General features: G+C 54.9%; 16 protein-coding genes. 7 read left to right on the top strand and 9 right to left on the bottom strand.

Going from position 1 to position 16,722, the window contains the following annotated elements:
- Positions 1–158: 158 nt before the first annotated feature.
- A complete protein-coding gene (locus BMI79_RS18860; RefSeq protein WP_076943643.1) occupies positions 159–860 on the top strand; it encodes a tetratricopeptide repeat protein in 702 nt (233 codons plus the stop codon).
- Positions 861–905: 45 nt separating this feature from the next.
- Here BMI79_RS18860 and BMI79_RS18865 read toward each other — a convergent pair whose 3' ends face one another.
- Positions 906–1,550 carry a DsbA family protein gene (locus BMI79_RS18865; protein WP_076943644.1) on the bottom strand — a complete coding sequence of 215 codons (645 nt, stop codon included), beginning with the start codon at positions 1,548–1,550 and terminating at the stop codon, positions 906–908.
- Positions 1,551–1,572: 22 nt separating this feature from the next.
- Complete coding sequence (locus tag BMI79_RS18870) at positions 1,573–2,457, bottom strand: MBL fold metallo-hydrolase (RefSeq protein WP_076943645.1); 885 nt, start codon at positions 2,455–2,457, stop codon at positions 1,573–1,575.
- Positions 2,458–2,567: 110 nt separating this feature from the next.
- On the opposite strand from BMI79_RS18870, the gene BMI79_RS18875 reads away from it, so the two are divergent.
- Complete coding sequence (locus tag BMI79_RS18875; protein WP_076943646.1) at positions 2,568–3,476, top strand: LysR family transcriptional regulator; 909 nt, start codon at positions 2,568–2,570, stop codon at positions 3,474–3,476.
- A gap of 51 nt (positions 3,477–3,527) precedes the next feature.
- Here the strand turns inward: BMI79_RS18875 and BMI79_RS18880 are convergent, their stop codons facing one another.
- Entirely contained in the window at positions 3,528–4,451 is a 924-nt protein-coding gene (locus tag BMI79_RS18880; RefSeq protein ID WP_076943647.1) for a LysR family transcriptional regulator, read from the bottom strand.
- 122 nt (positions 4,452–4,573) lie between these two features.
- Here BMI79_RS18880 and lysA point away from each other — a divergent pair, with 122 nt between their 5' ends.
- On the top strand, positions 4,574–5,830 hold the full coding sequence (gene lysA / locus BMI79_RS18885) for a diaminopimelate decarboxylase (protein WP_076943648.1): 1,257 nt from the start codon (positions 4,574–4,576) through the stop codon (positions 5,828–5,830).
- A gap of 6 nt (positions 5,831–5,836) precedes the next feature.
- Here lysA and BMI79_RS18890 read toward each other — a convergent pair whose 3' ends face one another.
- Positions 5,837–6,847, bottom strand: coding sequence for a LacI family DNA-binding transcriptional regulator (locus tag BMI79_RS18890; RefSeq protein ID WP_076943649.1), 1,011 nt, complete (start codon positions 6,845–6,847; stop codon positions 5,837–5,839).
- 134 nt (positions 6,848–6,981) lie between these two features.
- Here BMI79_RS18890 and BMI79_RS18895 point away from each other — a divergent pair, with 134 nt between their 5' ends.
- Complete coding sequence (locus BMI79_RS18895) at positions 6,982–7,437, top strand: GNAT family N-acetyltransferase (protein WP_076943650.1); 456 nt, start codon at positions 6,982–6,984, stop codon at positions 7,435–7,437.
- Here the strand turns inward: BMI79_RS18895 and galR are convergent.
- Positions 7,434–8,453 (bottom strand): HTH-type transcriptional regulator GalR, encoded by a 1,020-nt coding sequence (gene galR, locus BMI79_RS18900; RefSeq protein WP_076943730.1) that lies wholly within the window; start codon positions 8,451–8,453, stop codon positions 7,434–7,436. The genes BMI79_RS18895 and galR overlap by 4 nt on opposite strands.
- A gap of 419 nt (positions 8,454–8,872) precedes the next feature.
- On the opposite strand from galR, the gene aas reads away from it, so the two are divergent.
- Both aas and lplT read left to right on the top strand, forming a co-directional pair.
- Positions 8,873–11,026, top strand: coding sequence for a bifunctional acyl-ACP--phospholipid O-acyltransferase/long-chain-fatty-acid--ACP ligase (gene aas, locus BMI79_RS18905; RefSeq protein WP_076943651.1), 2,154 nt, complete (start codon positions 8,873–8,875; stop codon positions 11,024–11,026).
- Positions 11,026–12,213 carry a lysophospholipid transporter LplT gene (gene lplT, locus BMI79_RS18910; protein WP_076943652.1) on the top strand — a complete coding sequence of 396 codons (1,188 nt, stop codon included), beginning with the start codon at positions 11,026–11,028 and terminating at the stop codon, positions 12,211–12,213. The genes aas and lplT overlap by 1 nt, the downstream gene beginning before the upstream one ends.
- A 148-nt stretch (positions 12,214–12,361) precedes the next feature.
- On the opposite strand, the gene BMI79_RS18915 is transcribed toward lplT, so the two are convergent.
- The 4 genes from BMI79_RS18915 to mutH all read right to left on the bottom strand — a co-directional run bounded on the left by BMI79_RS18915 (position 12,362) and on the right by mutH (position 15,486).
- Positions 12,362–13,402, bottom strand: coding sequence for an NADP(H)-dependent aldo-keto reductase (locus BMI79_RS18915; RefSeq protein WP_076943653.1), 1,041 nt, complete (start codon positions 13,400–13,402; stop codon positions 12,362–12,364).
- A 163-nt stretch (positions 13,403–13,565) separates the two neighbouring features.
- Positions 13,566–13,784, bottom strand: a complete 219-nt coding sequence (locus BMI79_RS18920; protein WP_076943654.1) for a YgdI/YgdR family lipoprotein — start codon at positions 13,782–13,784, stop codon at positions 13,566–13,568.
- A gap of 119 nt (positions 13,785–13,903) precedes the next feature.
- Positions 13,904–14,620 (bottom strand): TerC family protein, encoded by a 717-nt coding sequence (locus BMI79_RS18925; protein WP_076943655.1) that lies wholly within the window; start codon positions 14,618–14,620, stop codon positions 13,904–13,906.
- 179 nt (positions 14,621–14,799) lie between these two features.
- Entirely contained in the window at positions 14,800–15,486 is a 687-nt protein-coding gene (gene mutH / locus BMI79_RS18930) for a DNA mismatch repair endonuclease MutH (protein ID WP_076943656.1), read from the bottom strand.
- A 696-nt stretch (positions 15,487–16,182) separates the two neighbouring features.
- Here mutH and rppH point away from each other — a divergent pair.
- The gene (gene rppH / locus BMI79_RS18935; protein WP_076943657.1) at positions 16,183–16,710 is read left to right on the top strand and encodes an RNA pyrophosphohydrolase; all 528 of its coding nucleotides are present in this window, start codon (positions 16,183–16,185) and stop codon (positions 16,708–16,710) included.
- Positions 16,711–16,722 lie beyond the last annotated feature (12 nt).

The raw sequence follows: 16,722 nt of genomic DNA on the forward strand, positions 1-16,722 counted from the left end.
TGGGCGTACGAAGGGTAACAAACAAACTATGACATGTAAGCAGTTTTGACGATGCTAACTATTTGAAATAGGGTGAATGCCGCCGAGGAGATGAAGCGTCACTTCATGGCGGTTATACTGGCCTCGAAAAAAGCTATTAATGTCAATAAGGAACCATCATGAAGGCGTTGATCTCCCTGTTGCTGGTTTGTGGTTCTGCCACCACAGTGCAGGCGTTGGCACAGATAGATGAGCCGGATTTGGACGCCGACTGCCAGAAGATCGCGAGCTATGCCGCGTTGGGGAATGCGGCCTACCAGCAGGGTAACTATACGAAAGCCGCCGATATTTTTCGCGATCAGGCGGCATGGAGTGAATTTTGTGGGCTAACCGATCAGGCGATCGCCACTGCCTATAACAATGTGGCTCTGTCGCTGATTCATGCGGGGGAATTGCTGAAGGCGCGTGCCTATCTGGCGCTGGCACCCCATGACAGCAAATCGCAGCACAATATGAAATTGTTACAGCAACGTTTAGCGCAGAAACCGCTAGCCGCCGGGCCGGCTGGGGTCTATTGGCAATATGCCGGGCGCGGGGTATGGAATGAAATGAGGATTCAGCCCAAAGGACTGCACTGGCAGATTGATTTTTCTGGTTATTACATGCCGCTGATGGGGCTTTATTATGGTCCGAACATGGGCGACTTTAGCGGCGAATTGGCCATTGAGCAGGGCAAAGGGGTTTACCGTCAACGTGAATCTTCGTTGAACTGCGATGTTTCAATGGCGTTCGCCGCCGATGCGGTGGATGTGCACACCGAAGGTGACTGCGGATTTGGTTTTAACGTGCGCGCCGAAGGGCGGTTCGTGCGGGTGGAATAGCCGTCAGAGGCTTGCCCTTTCCTCAACCGAAAGGGCAAGTAACATTCAATGCACGCTGTTAATTAGAAATTCTTTCCAGCCTGCAACATCCGCCAGGTAATGCCCTATCGAGACTAGGCTCAGATGCCCATCGCTACGCCGTAAGGCAAAGGTCGGGAAGCCCTGGCCTTGTACCTGAGCAAGCAGTGCGCGGCTTTGCGCAATATGCTGTGCTGTCGGCGCCCCGCTCTTGAAGCGCATCTCGGCAATAAAGGCGGCGGATGCCAGGCCCAGCTCTTGTGCCAACGTGGTTAAAACCGGCGTATCGGCAATGCGCAGCCCTTCTTGATAATGGGCCTCCTGGATGCGGTGCAGCATATCAATGCCCCGTCCAGCGAGCTGTTCGGCAGCCAAAATGGCGGTAATCGGCGGTATAGAGTCCATCACCGCCGTGGTGTCATACAGCAGTCCGTTGAAGTATTTTTCACCGAATATCTGCCCAGTCAACTCGGCAATACGCTTGTCGTGCGGCATGACGTAATTACGCCATTCCTCACTGATCCTGCGGCGGTTACTGCCGGTCATCATCCCTCCAGCGTGCAGGGCAATACTCAGCCCAGGGACCGTCTGCGCGGCCTTCACCAGCGGAGCGGCACCATAGCACCAGCCACACAGAGGATCGAAAATGTAATGCAATGTTAGTGTTTTCATTATGATATCTCTGCTATCTGGCTTACTGCGGCCACTTCATTTCACCTTTCAACACCTTGGCGCTCAGTTCCAAGCTGGAACTATCTTTCAGGTCTGGATAATGTTTTTCCATGGCAGCGATTAGCTCGCTGGAATTTTTAGCCTTCGGCAATTCGGTTTCCAGCGTGGTCAGGTAGTTTTGCGTAAAGCTTACTGATTCCAGCGTTTGGGCGGCGCCTGGCAGGAAATGCCCCGGCACCACCACCTGTGGCTTCAGCACCTTGATGCTTTCCAGCGTTTGCTGCCAATGAACGCGGGATTCCTCGCTCTGGTTATCCGCAAGCCAAGGATGGATATTGTTACCGGCCACTGCGACACCGCCAACCACGGCTTGCAACGCGGGTATCCACACATAGGTGCGATCCGGCGTCGGGCCGCTCAGGCCTCTCACCTCGACTTTCTGCCCGTCGAGAGTAAAGCTATCGCCCTGCAAGGGCTGCGGAACGACGATCGTTTTTGGGGCATTCTCCTTGAGGATGGGGGCCCAGTAAGCCATTTTACCGTCTTTGTTGGCGTTGATCGCGGAGATCGTCCCCGGTGAAGCGATGATTTTCGCCTGCGGGAATGCAGCCTTGATCACATCCAGGCCGAAATAGAAATCCGGATCTGAATGGCTGATATACACTATGGTGAGTTTTTTGCCGGTTGCTTTGATTTTTTCCACCAAGGCTTCGGCATCGTTACGCTGGAATTGGGCGTCAATCAACGCCACTTCATTTTTACCGCTGATGATTTCAGAAGAAACCGGGAATAGGCTGTTTTCACCCGGATTGTATACTTCCAGAGTCAGCGTATTGGTGGCAGTGGCGTACGCGCTGAAAACGGCGACGCCGGTTAAGGTCATGCTCAGTAATGATTTCTTAAACATTTGGCAGGTGCTCTTCGGGGAACGGTTAGTGTTGCCAAGATATTACGTTGCATAAATCGAGAGAAAAATCGGATAATAAGCAACTGTTAATTGCATAAATCGAGCGAATTATGGATCGCATTACCGCTGCTGAGGTTTTTGTCACCATTGTGGAACGTGGCAGTATGATCGCGGCCGCAGAACGGTTGGATATGTCGCGTGCCATGGTGACGCGTTATCTGGCACAGATGGAGCAGTGGACCGGGGCACGTTTGCTGCACCGCTCCACGCGTAAATTGAGCCTGACCGATGCGGGTGAACGCACGTTGGTGCGTTGCCGTAAGATGCTGGCGTTGGCCGGGGAAATCGATTTGGTCGACAGCCAGCAGGGCGACGACTTACGCGGTCTGCTGCGCATTACCTGTTCGCAGTCGCTTGGGCAAACGGCACTGGTAGGGGCCGTGGCGCAATACCTGAAACGCCATCCTCAGGTGGCGGTAGATTTGCAAATGAACAATCAGGCGGTCAATCTGGTCGAAGAGCGTATCGATCTGGCGCTGCGCATCACCAATGAACTGGATCCGAACCTGATCGCGCGGCCACTGTCCACCTGTGCGTCGGTGGTCTGTGCTGCTCCTGCTTATCTTGCTGCCCATGGTACACCGCGCGATCCACAGGATCTGGCTACCCATAACTGCCTGACCTATTCCTATTTCGGCAAAAGCCTGTGGCATTTTGACCGCCAAGGAGTGAAATCGGCGGTGGCGGTCAGCGGTAATCTGAGTGCCAATGAGTCTGTGGTGCTGCTGGCGGGTACGGTGCAAGGGGCAGGTATTTCACTGCAGCCATACTATTCGGCGGCTCCGTTGTTGGCAACGGGAGATTTGATCGAACTCTTGCCCGACTATATGCCGCAAGCTATGGGGATCTACGGCATTTACACCTCGCGCCGCCAGATGCCAGCCACGCTGCGCACCATGCTGGATTTTCTGGTGGAGTGGTTTGCGAACGATCCAGACTGGCTCTCCACGTTGCGCTGATGGCCGGTGTTTCTTAATTGCACGGCATCACGCTCAATTAAAAGACACAGCCTAATGCCTAATCACTGCGGCTAAACGAGCCGGGAGTTTTTCTGCCTGCTGCTGTAAATGCTGCATAAACGCCGTCACCAGTGCTGAAGAGGGGCGGTGCAGCGGCCGGATCAGGCTAACGGTGAACGGAACTTCCACGCTGAATGGCCGCAGATGCACGCCGTTATTGGCGTAATCCAGTGCGGTTAAAGGATTGACGATCGATACGCCAACCCCTGCTTTTACCATCGCACATACCGAGGCGGCGCTGTGGGTTTCCAACACCATGCGGCGCTCGATGCCTTGCTCATGGAAAAGGGCATCCAGCAATTGCCGATAGCTGTCTGTGTTCGACAGGCTGATAAAATTCTCTCCGCTGAAGTCCTGCGGCGTCAGTTCTGCTTTCGCCAGCAAAGGGTGTTTGGCAGGCAGCACGCAGACTTCATTCATGGTCATTAGCGTGACCCGTTCGGTGCCTGCTGGAGTCAGGGTGTTTTCCGTCAGCCCCAGATCGTGGCGCTGTGCCGACAGCCACTCCTCCAGCAGCGGTGATTCCTGTGGGATCACGCTAAAGCTGACTTCCGGATAACGATCGATAAACGGCTTGCAGACGGCAGGTAGCAGCGATTGAGAAAACACCGGCAGGCAGGCGATGGAAAGCTGCGCCTGCTGGAACTGGCGGATACCGGCGGCGGCATTCTTGATGCGATCCAGACCATAGTATGAGCGCTGCACCTCTTCGAACAGCTGCAGGCCTTGCACCGTTGGGTACAGGCGACCACGCACGCGATCGAACAGCTGCAGTTGGATCCGCTTCTCGAAGCGCGCCAACTCGCGGCTGACGGTGGGCTGCGAGGTTTGCAGCAGCGTTGCGGCTTCGGTCAGGTTACCGGTGGTCATCACCGCATGAAAGATCTCAATCTGGCGCAGGGTAATACCGTGCATAGCGTGTTCTACAAAGAGAGAAAGGCCATATCATAAATGAATAGAGTGTGGCGAAATAGATATTTTTCAAATCAACTTCCTTGCGGCATGATGATGAAAAATTTACTTTTGGGAACACACCGATGCCACGCGCTTTAAACGACACCTCTACCGCACTGAACGCCACTAATCTGCTGGCACTCCCGCAACGCTTTGGCTGCCCGGTCTGGGCCTACGATGCTGAGATTATTTGCCAACGTATCAGCCAGTTGCGTCACTTTGACGTGATCCGCTTTGCACAGAAAGCCTGCTCGAATATTCATATTCTGCGCCTGATGCGTGCGCAGGGCGTGAGAGTGGACTCGGTATCATTGGGGGAGGTCGAACGTGCGCTGCAGGCCGGTTTTGTGCCGGGTGGGGAAGAGATCGTCTTTACGGCTGACGTCTTCGATCGCGCCACGCTGGCCCGCATCAGCGAACTGAAGATCCCGGTCAACGCCGGTTCTATCGATATGCTGGAGCAGCTTGGTCAGGTTTCGGCGGGTCATCCCGTCTGGTTACGGGTTAACCCCGGTTTTGGTCATGGCCACAGCCAAAAGACCAATACCGGTGGTGAGAACAGCAAGCATGGTATCTGGTATGCCGATCTGCCGCAGGCGGTGGCTCAAATTCAGCAATACGGCCTGAAACTGGTTGGTGTGCATATGCATATCGGTTCCGGCGTTGATTATCAGCATCTGGAAAGCGTGTGTGACGCTATGGTGCAGCAGGTGATTGATTTAGGGCAGGACATCAGCGCGATCTCAGCCGGTGGCGGGCTTTCTATCCCTTATCAATATGGGGAAGAGGCGATTGATACCGAACACTATTATGGTTTGTGGAACCGCGCACGCGAGCGCGTGGCCGCGCATTTGGGCCATTCGGTAAAGCTGGAGATCGAACCTGGGCGTTTCCTGATGGCCGAAGCGGGCGTGCTGGTGGCCGAAGTGCGTGCGGTGAAAGACATGGGCAGCCGCCATTTTGTGCTGGTGGATGCCGGTTTTAACGATCTGATGCGCCCGGCGATGTACGGTAGCTACCACCATATCTCGCTGTTACCGGCGGATGGCCGTGATACTGCGGGCCAACCTCTGCGTGATACTGTGATCGCCGGGCCACTGTGTGAGTCTGGTGACGTCTTTACCCAACAGGCGGGTGGCGGTATCGAAACCCGTGCTTTGCCACCGGTAAGCGTAGGGGATTATCTGGTGTTCCATGATACCGGGGCTTACGGCTCTTCGATGTCATCCAACTACAATAGCCGCCCACTGCTGCCGGAGGTGCTGTTCGAAAACGGCGAACCGCGTCTGATTCGCCGCCGCCAGACCATTGAAGAACTGATCGGTTTAGAACTGATTTAACGCCGATCAACTGGCATAGGGCCCCGGAACCACGGATTCGCGCAGTTTCAGTTCGCCGGTAAACGGGGGTAGTGGTTGCACGCTTTCGCCGTTGATCAGGCGAAAAGCCTGCGTGATGGCGGCCTCGATCATCGCATCGATCGGCAGATACACCGTGGAGAGGGCCGGTTGCAGGTAGGCGGCGCTGGGTTCGTCGTCAAAACCAAACAGCGAAACGTCCTGCGGCAGGCGTTTACCCGCCTGGTTAAGCGCTTTCATGGCACCGATCGCCATATCATCGTTGCTGGCAAACAGGGCGCTGAACGGCGCACCGGTTTGCAGCAGCGTCTTGCAACTGTGATAACCTCCTGGCACGCTGCTGTCGCCGTAGGTAACCCGTGCATCAACCAAGCCAATGTGATGATGCGCCAATGCCTGACGATAACCGGCGAGCCGTGCCTGGGCCGTGGGGGTATCGATCGGGCCGGTTATGCAGGCGATGTCGCGATGCCCTTGGCGGATCAGATAATCCACCACGTTGAAGGCGGCTTGTTGCTGTTCGAAGAACACGCAGCGTTCACGGGCCTGTGGCAGGTCGCGGTTAATGATCATCACTGGAACCGGCAGGTTGTCCAGCAGCGCCATCAGCGCGCTTTCGCTCATAAAGCGGGTATACAGGATAATAGCGTCACAGCGGCGATCTGCCAGCAACTGTACCGCCTGCAGTTCATCTTCCGGTGTATCGTGGCCGTCGGTTACGATCAGGTGTTTGCCGCTGGCTTCGATCAGCTTGGCGGCCTGGCGCAGCAGGCGGCCAAAATAAGGTCCGTCGAAATTGGACACCACCAGGCCGATGCTGTTGGAGCTTTTATTCGCCAGCGATTGCGCAAGAAAGTTCGGCCGGTAGCCCAGCTCATCCATGGCTTTGAATACCGCATCGCGGGTGCTCTTTTTCACCTGTCCGGTGCCGTTTAACACGCGCGAAACCGTGGCTTTAGAAACCCCCGCGCGAATGGAGACATCCAACATGGTGATCATCAGTGGCTAACCTCTTTCAACGTTCGCTGCGGTAAATAATGCCCAGTTTAGCATAGGGTTAGGCCGGGTTGTGTCTTGCATTAACCGTGGTTTGCGCCCTAGCATGGGGAAGGGATTTTTTAAAGGAAACGAAAGTGCTCCGTATTGTTCATCTGGCGGACTATCCGCAACATCAGCAACAGGTTATCGATTGGCAATGGCAGGCATTTGGCAGCGACAACAGCCGGGCATTTTTCGCCAGCGTGGTCGAAAGCAGCCTGCGCCGTGACGGGCTGCCCATCACATTTATTGCGCTGTTGGATGATAAACCGGTGGGAACCGTGGGGCTATGGCGCTGTGACCTGATCAGCCGCCAGGATCTGACGCCGTGGCTGGCGGCACTTTACGTCGATGAAAGCCAGCGTGGCAACGGGCTTGGGTTGCAGTTACAGCAGTTTGTGCAGGATTACAGCCAACAGGCCGGGTTCAGCGAACTGTATCTGTATGCCGAATTCAGCGGTTACTACGAACGCCATGGCTGGCAGTATATTGGCGATGCGTTGGATTACCCGGATCGCCCGGTACATCTATACCACCGCCGTTTAGGCTAGCTCTGCTCGAACACGTTATTAATACTGGCTACAGAATGGCGGCGCACCAGCGTGGGGCTGAACATATTAGTGATTTCTGGCAGCGGTTGATGGTTGGCCAGGGCTAATGCCAGTTCGGCAGCCTGGGTAGCCATGGCGACGACCGGATAACGGATGGTGGTCAGGCGTGGGCGCAGGTAGCGTGAAATCAGCACGTCATCAAAACCAATCAGCGATATCTGGCCCGGCACCTCAACGCTGTTGTCACTCAGCACCGAAAGTGCTCCCGCGGCCATCGGATCGTTATAGCAGGTGACGGCGGTGAAGTTCTTACCGCGCCCCAGCAGTTCGGTCATCGCGTGTTCGCCCCCAATTTCATCCGGTTCACCGTAGGCAATCAGTTTCTCATCCACCGCGATGCCATGTTCTGCCAGCGCATCCAGATACCCCTGCAAACGGTCCGCAGCATCGGAAATCTGGTGGGTAGAACAGATAATGGCGATGCGTTGATGGCCTTGCTGGATTAGGTGGCGCGTAGCCAACCAGGCACCGTAGCGATCGTCGAGTGCCACGCAGCGCGTGACAAACTCCGGCAAGGTGCGATTGATCAATACCATACCCGGAATTTGCCGCATCCAACCCGCCAGCTCTTCATCGGTCAGCTTTTTGGCATGCACCACCAGCGCGTCACAGCGATGGCGTACCAGTTGCTCAATCGCCTGGCGCTCTTTTTCAGCGTCGTGGTAACCGTTGCCAATCAGCAGAAAGTTATGCGTAGCATAGGCGACTTGCTCCACCGCTTTAACCATCGCACCAAAAAAGGGATCCGAGACGTCGGAAACGATCAGCCCCAGGGTTTCTGTTGATTGTTGAGCCAGCGCTCGGGCGTTGGCGTTCGGGTGGTATTGCAGCGCTTCCATCGCCGCCAGCACCGCGCTGCGTGAAGCTTCGCCCGCTTTGGGGGAGTTATTTATTACACGAGATACCGTGGCGACGGAAACACCCGCCAGCCTGGCAACATCCTTAATCGTGGCCATATCTGTCATGACTTCCTGGGTAATCGCTTACATTCCTCAGTTTTGCGGAAAACACACGGGGCTGCAAGCGCTGGTATGCGTAACTTGTGGCGGCCATTGCAGATATGCTGATTATATTATCGCTATTCCGGCAATAGGGTGACTGTTGTAGCGAGTTATTACTAGCCGGTGTGGGAAATTTACAGCTGGTTGCATTTGGAGCAGAACTCTTGCGATTCAGGGATAGTTTCTTAATCGGCTCCCCTTTAGAGTAGTAGTCCCAGAGGTATCGATTGGTGAGAAATCAACATGCTCTGTATGTTGAAGCCATTTTCAATTGCACCAACCTACGCAGATGCGTAGGTTTTTTTTTGCCTGCCGTATAGTATCCTCTCTCTCTCTACAATGAGTTAAGGCCATCGACCCCCAGGGAGAGTGGGATGATTTTTTCTATGTTACGCGCGGTATTTCGCCGGTTGTTCCGGGTACGCGTTGAAGGCGACGCCCGGTATTTAGACCAGCAGAAATTGCTGATCACCCCCAATCACGTTTCTTTTATGGATGGCGCGTTGCTGGCGTTATTCCTGCCGATCAAACCGGTGTTTGCCGTCTATTCCAGTATCTCCGAACGTTGGTTTATGCGCTGGCTGAAGCCGTATATCGATTTTGTGCCGTTAGATCCCACCAAACCGATGGCGATCAAGCAGCTGGTGCGCATGGTGGAACAGGGCAGGCCGATCGTGGTGTTCCCTGAAGGGCGCATTACCGTGACCGGTTCATTGATGAAGATTTATGACGGTGCGGCGTTTATTGCCGCCAAATCGGGTGCTACGGTGGTGCCAGTGCGGATCGATGGCCCGGAGTTCAGCCCGTTTGGCCGTATGGCCGGGGTATTCAAAATCCGTTGGTTCCCGCAGATCAACATCCATATTTTGCCGCCTACTCAGTTGCCTATGCCGCAGGCGCCACGCGCACGGGAACGCCGGATCATGGCCGGTGATAAGCTGCATCAGATCATGATGCAGGCGCGAATGGATACCCGCGAGCCGCAAACGCTGTTCAGCGCGCTGCTGGCGGCGCAGCAGCGGTATGGCCGCAGCAAGCCTTGTATTGAAGATATCGTTTTCAAAGAAGACAGCTATCAGGGTCTGATTAAAAAGGCGTTGGGCGTCAGCCGTATCCTGCAGCGCTTTACTGCGCAAGGCGAACATGTCGGTATGCTGCTGCCGAACGCTACCATTACTGCGGCGGCGATTTTTGGTGCTTCGCTGCGGGGCCGGGTACCGGCGATGCTTAACTACACCGCCGGGGCTAACGGGCTGAAAAGCGCGCTGACGGCGGCGACGATCAAAACCATCGTTACTTCGCGCCAGTTCCTGGAGAAAGGCAAGCTGACTCATCTGCCCGAGCAGGTGCCGGAAGCCAACTGGGTGTATCTGGAAGATTTGAAGGATACCGTTACGCTGGTGGATAAACTGTGGATCCTGCGCCATCTGTTGCAACCACAGCGGGCGATGGTGCCGCAGCAGCCGGATGATGCAGCGCTGATCCTGTTTACCTCCGGCTCGGAAGGCAACCCGAAAGGCGTGGTGCATTCCCACGCCAGCCTGCTGGCTAACGTGGAGCAGATCCGCACCATTGCGGACTTTACCCCGCGCGATCGCTTTATGTCTTCGCTGCCGCTGTTCCACTCTTTCGGCCTGACGGTGGGGTTGATTACGCCACTGATGACCGGCAGCCGGATTTTCCTCTATCCCAGCCCGCTGCATTACCGCGTGGTGCCGGAACTGGTGTATGACCGCAACTGCACCGTGCTGTTTGGCACCGCAACCTTCCTCAATAACTACGCGCGTTTCGCCCATCCGTATGATTTCGCCCGTTTGCGCTACGTGGTGGCGGGTGCCGAGAAACTTGCTGAGAGCACCAAGCAGATCTATCAGGACAAATACGGTATCCGCATTCTGGAAGGCTATGGGGTGACCGAGTGCGCGCCGGTGGTATCGATCAACGTGCCGATGGCGACGAAGGTTGGCACCGTGGGCCGCATTATGCCGCATATGGAAGCTCGCCTGATGACGGTGCCGGGTATCGATCAGGGTGGCCGCTTGCAGTTGAAAGGCCCGAACATCATGAAAGGCTATCTGCGCGTGGAGCGCCCAGGCGAACTGGAACTACCGGCCGCTGAGGATGAAAACGGCGTATTGCAACCGGGCTGGTACGATACCGGTGATATCGTCACGCTGGATGAGCAGGGCTACTGCACCATCCGTGGCCGCGTGAAGCGCTTTGCCAAGCTGGCGGGGGAGATGGTCTCGCTGGAAAGCGTAGAGCAACTGGCATGGCGCATCGCCCCAGAGGGGCAACATGCGGCCACGGTGAAGAGTGACAGCAGTAAAGGTGAGGCATTGGTGCTGTTCACCAACGACAGCAGCATTACCCGCGACGCCTTGCTGCGTGTGGCGCGTGAACAGGGCAGCCCGGAGTTGGCGGTACCGCGTGATATTCGCTTGGTGAAAGCGTTGCCATTGCTTGGCAGCGGTAAACCGGATTTCGTTACCTTGCGTAAAATGGCTGAACAGCCGGAGAATGTCTGATGAATGCTACCGATTCCCCCCTGCTGTCGCGCAGCATGATCGCGGTGATCTGCGCGCAGTTTCTGTCGGCGTTCGGCGATAATGCCCTGCTGTTTGCCACTTTGGCGTTGATTAAACAGCAGATGTACCCTGACTGGAGCCAACCGATACTGCAAATGGCGTTTGTGGCGACCTATATCATTCTTGCCCCGTTTGTTGGCCAAGTGGCCGACAGCTTCGCCAAAGGGCGGGTGATGATGATGGCCAATGGCCTGAAGCTGGCCGGGGCGCTGGTGATCTGCTTTGGCCTGAACCCGTTCTTGGGCTACAGCCTGGTTGGTGTGGGGGCTGCGGCGTATTCACCGGCGAAGTACGGCATTCTGGGGGAAATCACCAGCGGTGAGAAACTGGTGAAGGCCAACGGCCTGATGGAGGCTTCCACCATTGCCGCGATCCTGGTGGGGTCGGTCGCCGGAGGCTTGCTGGCAGACTGGCATATCGTGGCCGCATTGGCAGTTTGTGCATTGGTGTATGGTGCTGCCGTGGTTGCCAACCTGTATATCCCGCGTTTGCCAGCGGCACATAAGGTCACTTCCTGGCATCCGCGTGCAATGGGGAGTAACTTCTTCAACGCTTGTGTGGTGCTGTGGCGTGATGGTCAGACGCGTTTCTCCTTAATCGGCACCAGTCTGTTCTGGGGGGCCGGGGTGACGCTGCGTTTCCTGCTGGTGCTGTGGGTGCCGGTGGCCTTGGGGATTACCGATAACGCGACGCCAACGCTGCTCAATGCCATGGTGGCCATCGGGATTGTGGGCGGCGCTGGCGCGGCGGCGCGTTTTGTTACGCTGGAAACCGTCAGGCGCTGTATGCCCGCCGGGATATTGATTGGCGTCGCGGTGGCGTTTTTCGCGGTACAGACCACCATGTTGAATGCCTATGTGCTGTTACTGGCCATCGGCGTGCTGGGCGGGTTCTTTGTGGTGCCGCTGAATGCGCTGTTGCAGGAGCGTGGCAAGCGTTCGGTCGGTGCCGGCAATGCCATTGCGGTACAGAATCTGGGTGAGAACACCGCCATGCTGCTGATGCTTGGCCTGTATTCGCTGGTGGTTAAGCTGGGCGTTCCGGTGGTCGGGGTTGGCATTGGTTTTGGCGTGGTGTTTGCCTTGGCGATTACCGTGCTGTGGGTTTCTCAGTTCCGCGCCAAATAAAGCGGGGGCACGTAGGCGTAATGCTTGTCAGTTAAGGCTAATCAGTTCCCTCTCCCTTGGGGAGAGGGTTAGAGTGAGGGGACGATCACCGCACTACAACTCCCTCACCCCGCCCCTCCCATTGGGCGTGTAGGCGCCCCTGAATCATTTAGGGTGCAGGAATGGTAAAGCGGGTGTGGATCTCTTCGAGCGCCTGCAACACGTCTTCTTCCAGGACAACATCAAAACTGTCGATATTGCTTTTTAACTGTTCCAATGTGGTGGCGCCCAGCAGGGTACTGGCAACGAACGGTTGTTGCCGCACAAATGCCAGCGCCATCTGCGCAGGATCAAGGCCGTGTTTCTTCGCCAGCGCAACGTATTCGGCAACCGCCAACTGGCTTTGCGCGGAAGTGTAGCGGGTGAAGCGGCTGAACAGGGTATTACGCGCTCCAGCGGGTTTGGCACCGTTCAGGTATTTACCAGACAGCGTACCGAATGCCAGGCTGGAGTACGCCAACAGCTCAATCCCTTCGTGCTGGCTGATCTCGGCCAGGCCAATCTCAAAGCTGCGGTTCAGCAGGCTGTAGGGGTTCTGGATGGTGACAATACGGGGTAACTCGTGCTTTTCCGCCAGTTGCAGGTAGCGCATCACCCCCCATGGCGTTTCGTTCGAGACGCCGATATAGCGGATTTTACCCGCGCGTACCTGCTCGGTGAGCGCTTCCAGCGTTTCCAGCAGCGTAACGGCGGCCTTCTCATCGGTGTATTTATAGTTCAGCTTGCCAAAGCAGTTGGTTGAGCGCTGTGGCCAATGCACCTGATAAAGATCGAGATAATCGGTGTTCAGCCGTTTCAGGCTGGCGTCCAGCGCCGCGCGGATGTTTTTGCGATCCAGCGCCTGCTGCGGGCGGATGCTGCTGTCATTGCCGCGTACCGGCCCGGCGATTTTGCTCGCCAGCACGATCTTATCGCGGTTGCCGCGCGCCTTGATCCAATTGCCGATGTACTGCTCGGTCAGCCCCTGAGTTTCCGGGCGAGGCGGCACGGGGTACATCTCTGCGGTATCGATCAGGTTGACGCCAGCGGCTAATGCATAATCCAATTGTGCGTGGGCATCGGCTTCGCTGTTTTGCTCGCCAAAGGTCATGGTGCCCAGTCCCAGCACGCTCACTTCCAAAGAACTGTGGGGAATACGGTGGTATTGCATTAACGGCCTTCCTTAATTTTAGCGCTTGCGAACGGTGGAACAAGAAACGGCAGTGAAAACGCCTCTCTCGACTATAACCAAGCCGTGCAGATGGGGGAAGTAGTATCCGGTATGGAGGTGAAACAGAAGGCTATCTGCTGAACGGCGATAGCCATTGTGGGAGTTAACGCTCAATAAGCTGCGAGATGTGATCGCCGCTGATTTGGCGCTTGTTGCCCTGTTCGTCTTGGTAGCTGATCAAACCGGTATCTTTGTCGAGTTTGGGTTTACCCTGGGTCAGAATCATGTTGCCGTCTTTGGTTGCCATCACATAATTACTGGAACACCCTGCCAGCCCGGCCATTATCGCCAGGGTTGAGACGGCCATTACCCACTTTTTCATTCTGCGTATCCTTAACTATTGCAGAAAACCATGCTTTTTAGCTTAGCAAAAGCGGCGTTCAGATGTGCCCCATCTCTGTAAGAGAGCATAGCGGTGGAAACGGGGCACGGTCTGCCATATCAATGGGCAGCGTTGTTTTTCTTGCCCCGCATCAGATTCAGCGCTTCAACTGCCATAGAGAAGAACATCGCAAAATAGATGTAACCTTTCGGCACATGCACCTGGAAACTTTCCAGCATCAGGGTGAAGCCCACCAGGATCAGAAACGCCAGCGCCAGCATTTTTACCGAAGGGTGACGGTTGACGAATTCACCAATCGGCCGGGCAGCAAACATCATCACTCCGACGGAGATCACCACGGCGGCCATCATGATAAACAGGTGATCCGACAAACCTACCGCAGTAATCACCGAATCCAGGCTGAAGATAATATCCAGCAACATGATTTGCACGATGGCGCCAAAGAAGCTGTGCACCTTGGTGTGATGCTGTTCTTCAGAGCCTTCGATCGTTTCATGGATCTCCTTGCTGGCTTTCCAAATCAGGAATAAGCCACCGAGTAACAGAATCAGATCGCGGGCAGAAATGCTGTGGTCCATCACAGTAAACAGTGGATGGGTCAGGCGGATCACCCAGGCGATAGAGGCCAGTAACGCCAAACGCATCAGCATAGCCGCCGCCAGGCCGATACGGCGTGCCTTGTTCTGTTGCGCCTTCGGCAGTTTGGCAACCACCAGGGAAAGAAAAATAATATTATCAATACCTAACACGATCTCAAGAATGGTCAGCGTACCTAACGCCAACCAAGCATTGGGATCTATAATCCACTCGAACATTGCCCTGAGCACCTTAAGAAAAAATGAAGCGGGAATTATACGCGTTTATTGTGATGGCGATACGTTAACTTAAACGTTACATCAACATAATAAGAAATAACCTACGCGCTTTGATTATTTTACTTGCAATCTTCAGAAAATGGCGACTTTTCGGGATAAATACCGAACAGAGAAATCGGCTAGATCGCGAAGTGCCTTGCCAGCAGCGCGCTCGTAAAGCTTTTTTTCAGATAGAAACCGCGTGGCAGCGTGAGAATCGGCTGGCCCTGCTCGCCAATGGCTTCGGTTAAGGCTTTGCTGTTGGCGGCTTTCGGCCGCAGTTGCAGCACCTCGCCATGGCGTGCGGTAATGCGCTCTACGTGGCCGAGCACGATGAGATCCATCAGTTCTTCCCAATCGCGGCGCAGCATATCCTCTTCTTCCTGATTCGGTTGCCATAACAGCGGTGAACCGATGCGGCGTTGCGCCAGCGGGATTTGCCGCTCGCCTTCCACCGGTATCCACAGCACCCGCGCCAGCTTGTGGCGCACATGACAGTTCGCCCAGGTTACGCCGCTGTTGCCGGTGAGCGGTGCCACGCAGACAAAGGTGGTTTCCAGCGGTTTACCGGCGGCATCCACCGGGATGGTTTTCAACTCGATACCCAGTTCAGGGAAATCCTGTTCCGGTTTGCTGCCGGACATCGCTCCCAGGTACAGCTCCAACAGCATCCCTACCCAGCCTTTATCGCGTTTCAGATCGTTGGGGATCACAATTTGTGCACGGCCAGCCAGTTCACCCAAGCTGAAACCGGCCAGTGCCTGCGCGCGTTCAAACAGCTGCTGTTCATTTTCCGGTGGAGGGGGAAGCGGGGATAAAAACGCCATAAATCAAACCTGTGAATTCTGGTTAAAAAATGCACTGCATTTGTTCACAACCGAAAGCAGCGGAATGAAACAAGCAGAAAGAATGATAGTAGCATGATTTTTCATGACTTTTTTCCAAAACGGCAGCAGATAAAAAATCGTACTCTGTGCTTGTGCACCTGAAGCCACCGACAATGAACAGGATCTTACACCTATTTATCCACAGATTTATGGGATAACCCGAAATTTTACCGATCACTGGTTTGATTTACAGCCTTGACGCAGGCACTTTTTTGCGAATTTGTCCGTTTTGTGTGTAACTCAGGCGGATAATCTGTGGATAAAATCAACGCTGGTGGATCTTTCGCCAGAGAAGGATCCTTACCGTGCATAGATCACATTTTTGCCCTGTATATAAGTGGTTTTATGTGTTTAATATTATGTTTTATATGAAGTAATTTAAACTCTTTATCACGGGGGGCTTTGGGTTCCATGAAGTTTTACCGGCTTATCCATGGAGTTCTTCACATACCTATCCACAGAAAAAGTGAATAAAAACGGCGTAAAAGCGTGGTGCATGTTTATAACTTTGCCATTATCTGTGAGTTATCCCAATGTTATCCGGCGCGCCGCGTTGCAAAGCAGTGGTTTACCGCCTGTAGCTTGTGTGAAACAATCAGGTTATCTATACGAATTTATGCTTATCGAGGTAGTCCGGTGATCGATGATGATGGCTACCGCCCGAATGTTGGTATCGTAATCTGTAATCGTCAGGGGCAGGTCCTATGGGCCCGCCGTTACGGTCAGCACTCCTGGCAGTTTCCCCAAGGGGGAATAAACCCTGGCGAAACCCCCGAGCAAGCGATGTACCGTGAGCTGTTCGAAGAAGTGGGGTTGAACAAAAAGGATGTGCGTATCCTGGCTTCAACCCGCAACTGGTTGCGCTATAAATTGCCAAAACGTTTGGTGCGTTGGGACACAAAGCCGGTTTGTATCGGCCAAAAGCAGAAATGGTTTCTGTTGCAACTCATGTGCAATGATGCGGATATCAATATGCAGCGCAGCAGTACGCCGGAGTTTGACGGTTGGCGCTGGGTGAGCTTCTGGTATCCGGTGCGCCAGGTGGTGTCGTTCAAACGTGACGTGTATCGCCGGGTTATGAAAGAATTTGCCGTGACCGTCATGCCAATGCAGGAACTGGCGGCGCAGCGGCAGGTTCCCGCTTATCGCCGAAAGAGAGGTTAAGTCAAGCAGACT

The organism is Serratia oryzae, from assembly GCF_001976145.1.
GTDB lineage: Bacteria > Pseudomonadota > Gammaproteobacteria > Enterobacterales > Enterobacteriaceae > Chania > Chania oryzae.

What these genes read in the sequence shown, in the direction of transcription:
- BMI79_RS18860 (WP_076943643.1), top strand. Translation starts at nt 159, where the DNA reads ATGAAGGCGTTGATCTCCCTGTTGCTGGTTTGTGGTTCTGCCACCACA.
- BMI79_RS18865 (WP_076943644.1), bottom strand. Translation starts at nt 1,550, where the DNA reads ATGAAAACACTAACATTGCATTACATTTTCGATCCTCTGTGTGGCTGG.
- BMI79_RS18870 (WP_076943645.1), bottom strand. Translation starts at nt 2,457, where the DNA reads ATGTTTAAGAAATCATTACTGAGCATGACCTTAACCGGCGTCGCCGTT.
- BMI79_RS18875 (WP_076943646.1), top strand. Translation starts at nt 2,568, where the DNA reads ATGGATCGCATTACCGCTGCTGAGGTTTTTGTCACCATTGTGGAACGT.
- BMI79_RS18880 (WP_076943647.1), bottom strand. Translation starts at nt 4,451, where the DNA reads ATGCACGGTATTACCCTGCGCCAGATTGAGATCTTTCATGCGGTGATG.
- lysA (WP_076943648.1), top strand. Translation starts at nt 4,574, where the DNA reads ATGCCACGCGCTTTAAACGACACCTCTACCGCACTGAACGCCACTAAT.
- BMI79_RS18890 (WP_076943649.1), bottom strand. Translation starts at nt 6,847, where the DNA reads ATGATCACCATGTTGGATGTCTCCATTCGCGCGGGGGTTTCTAAAGCC.
- galR (WP_076943730.1), bottom strand. Translation starts at nt 8,453, where the DNA reads ATGGCCACGATTAAGGATGTTGCCAGGCTGGCGGGTGTTTCCGTCGCC.
- aas (WP_076943651.1), top strand. Translation starts at nt 8,873, where the DNA reads ATGATTTTTTCTATGTTACGCGCGGTATTTCGCCGGTTGTTCCGGGTA.
- lplT (WP_076943652.1), top strand. Translation starts at nt 11,026, where the DNA reads ATGAATGCTACCGATTCCCCCCTGCTGTCGCGCAGCATGATCGCGGTG.
- BMI79_RS18915 (WP_076943653.1), bottom strand. Translation starts at nt 13,402, where the DNA reads ATGCAATACCACCGTATTCCCCACAGTTCTTTGGAAGTGAGCGTGCTG.
- BMI79_RS18920 (WP_076943654.1), bottom strand. Translation starts at nt 13,784, where the DNA reads ATGAAAAAGTGGGTAATGGCCGTCTCAACCCTGGCGATAATGGCCGGG.
- BMI79_RS18925 (WP_076943655.1), bottom strand. Translation starts at nt 14,620, where the DNA reads ATGTTCGAGTGGATTATAGATCCCAATGCTTGGTTGGCGTTAGGTACG.
- mutH (WP_076943656.1), bottom strand. Translation starts at nt 15,486, where the DNA reads ATGGCGTTTTTATCCCCGCTTCCCCCTCCACCGGAAAATGAACAGCAG.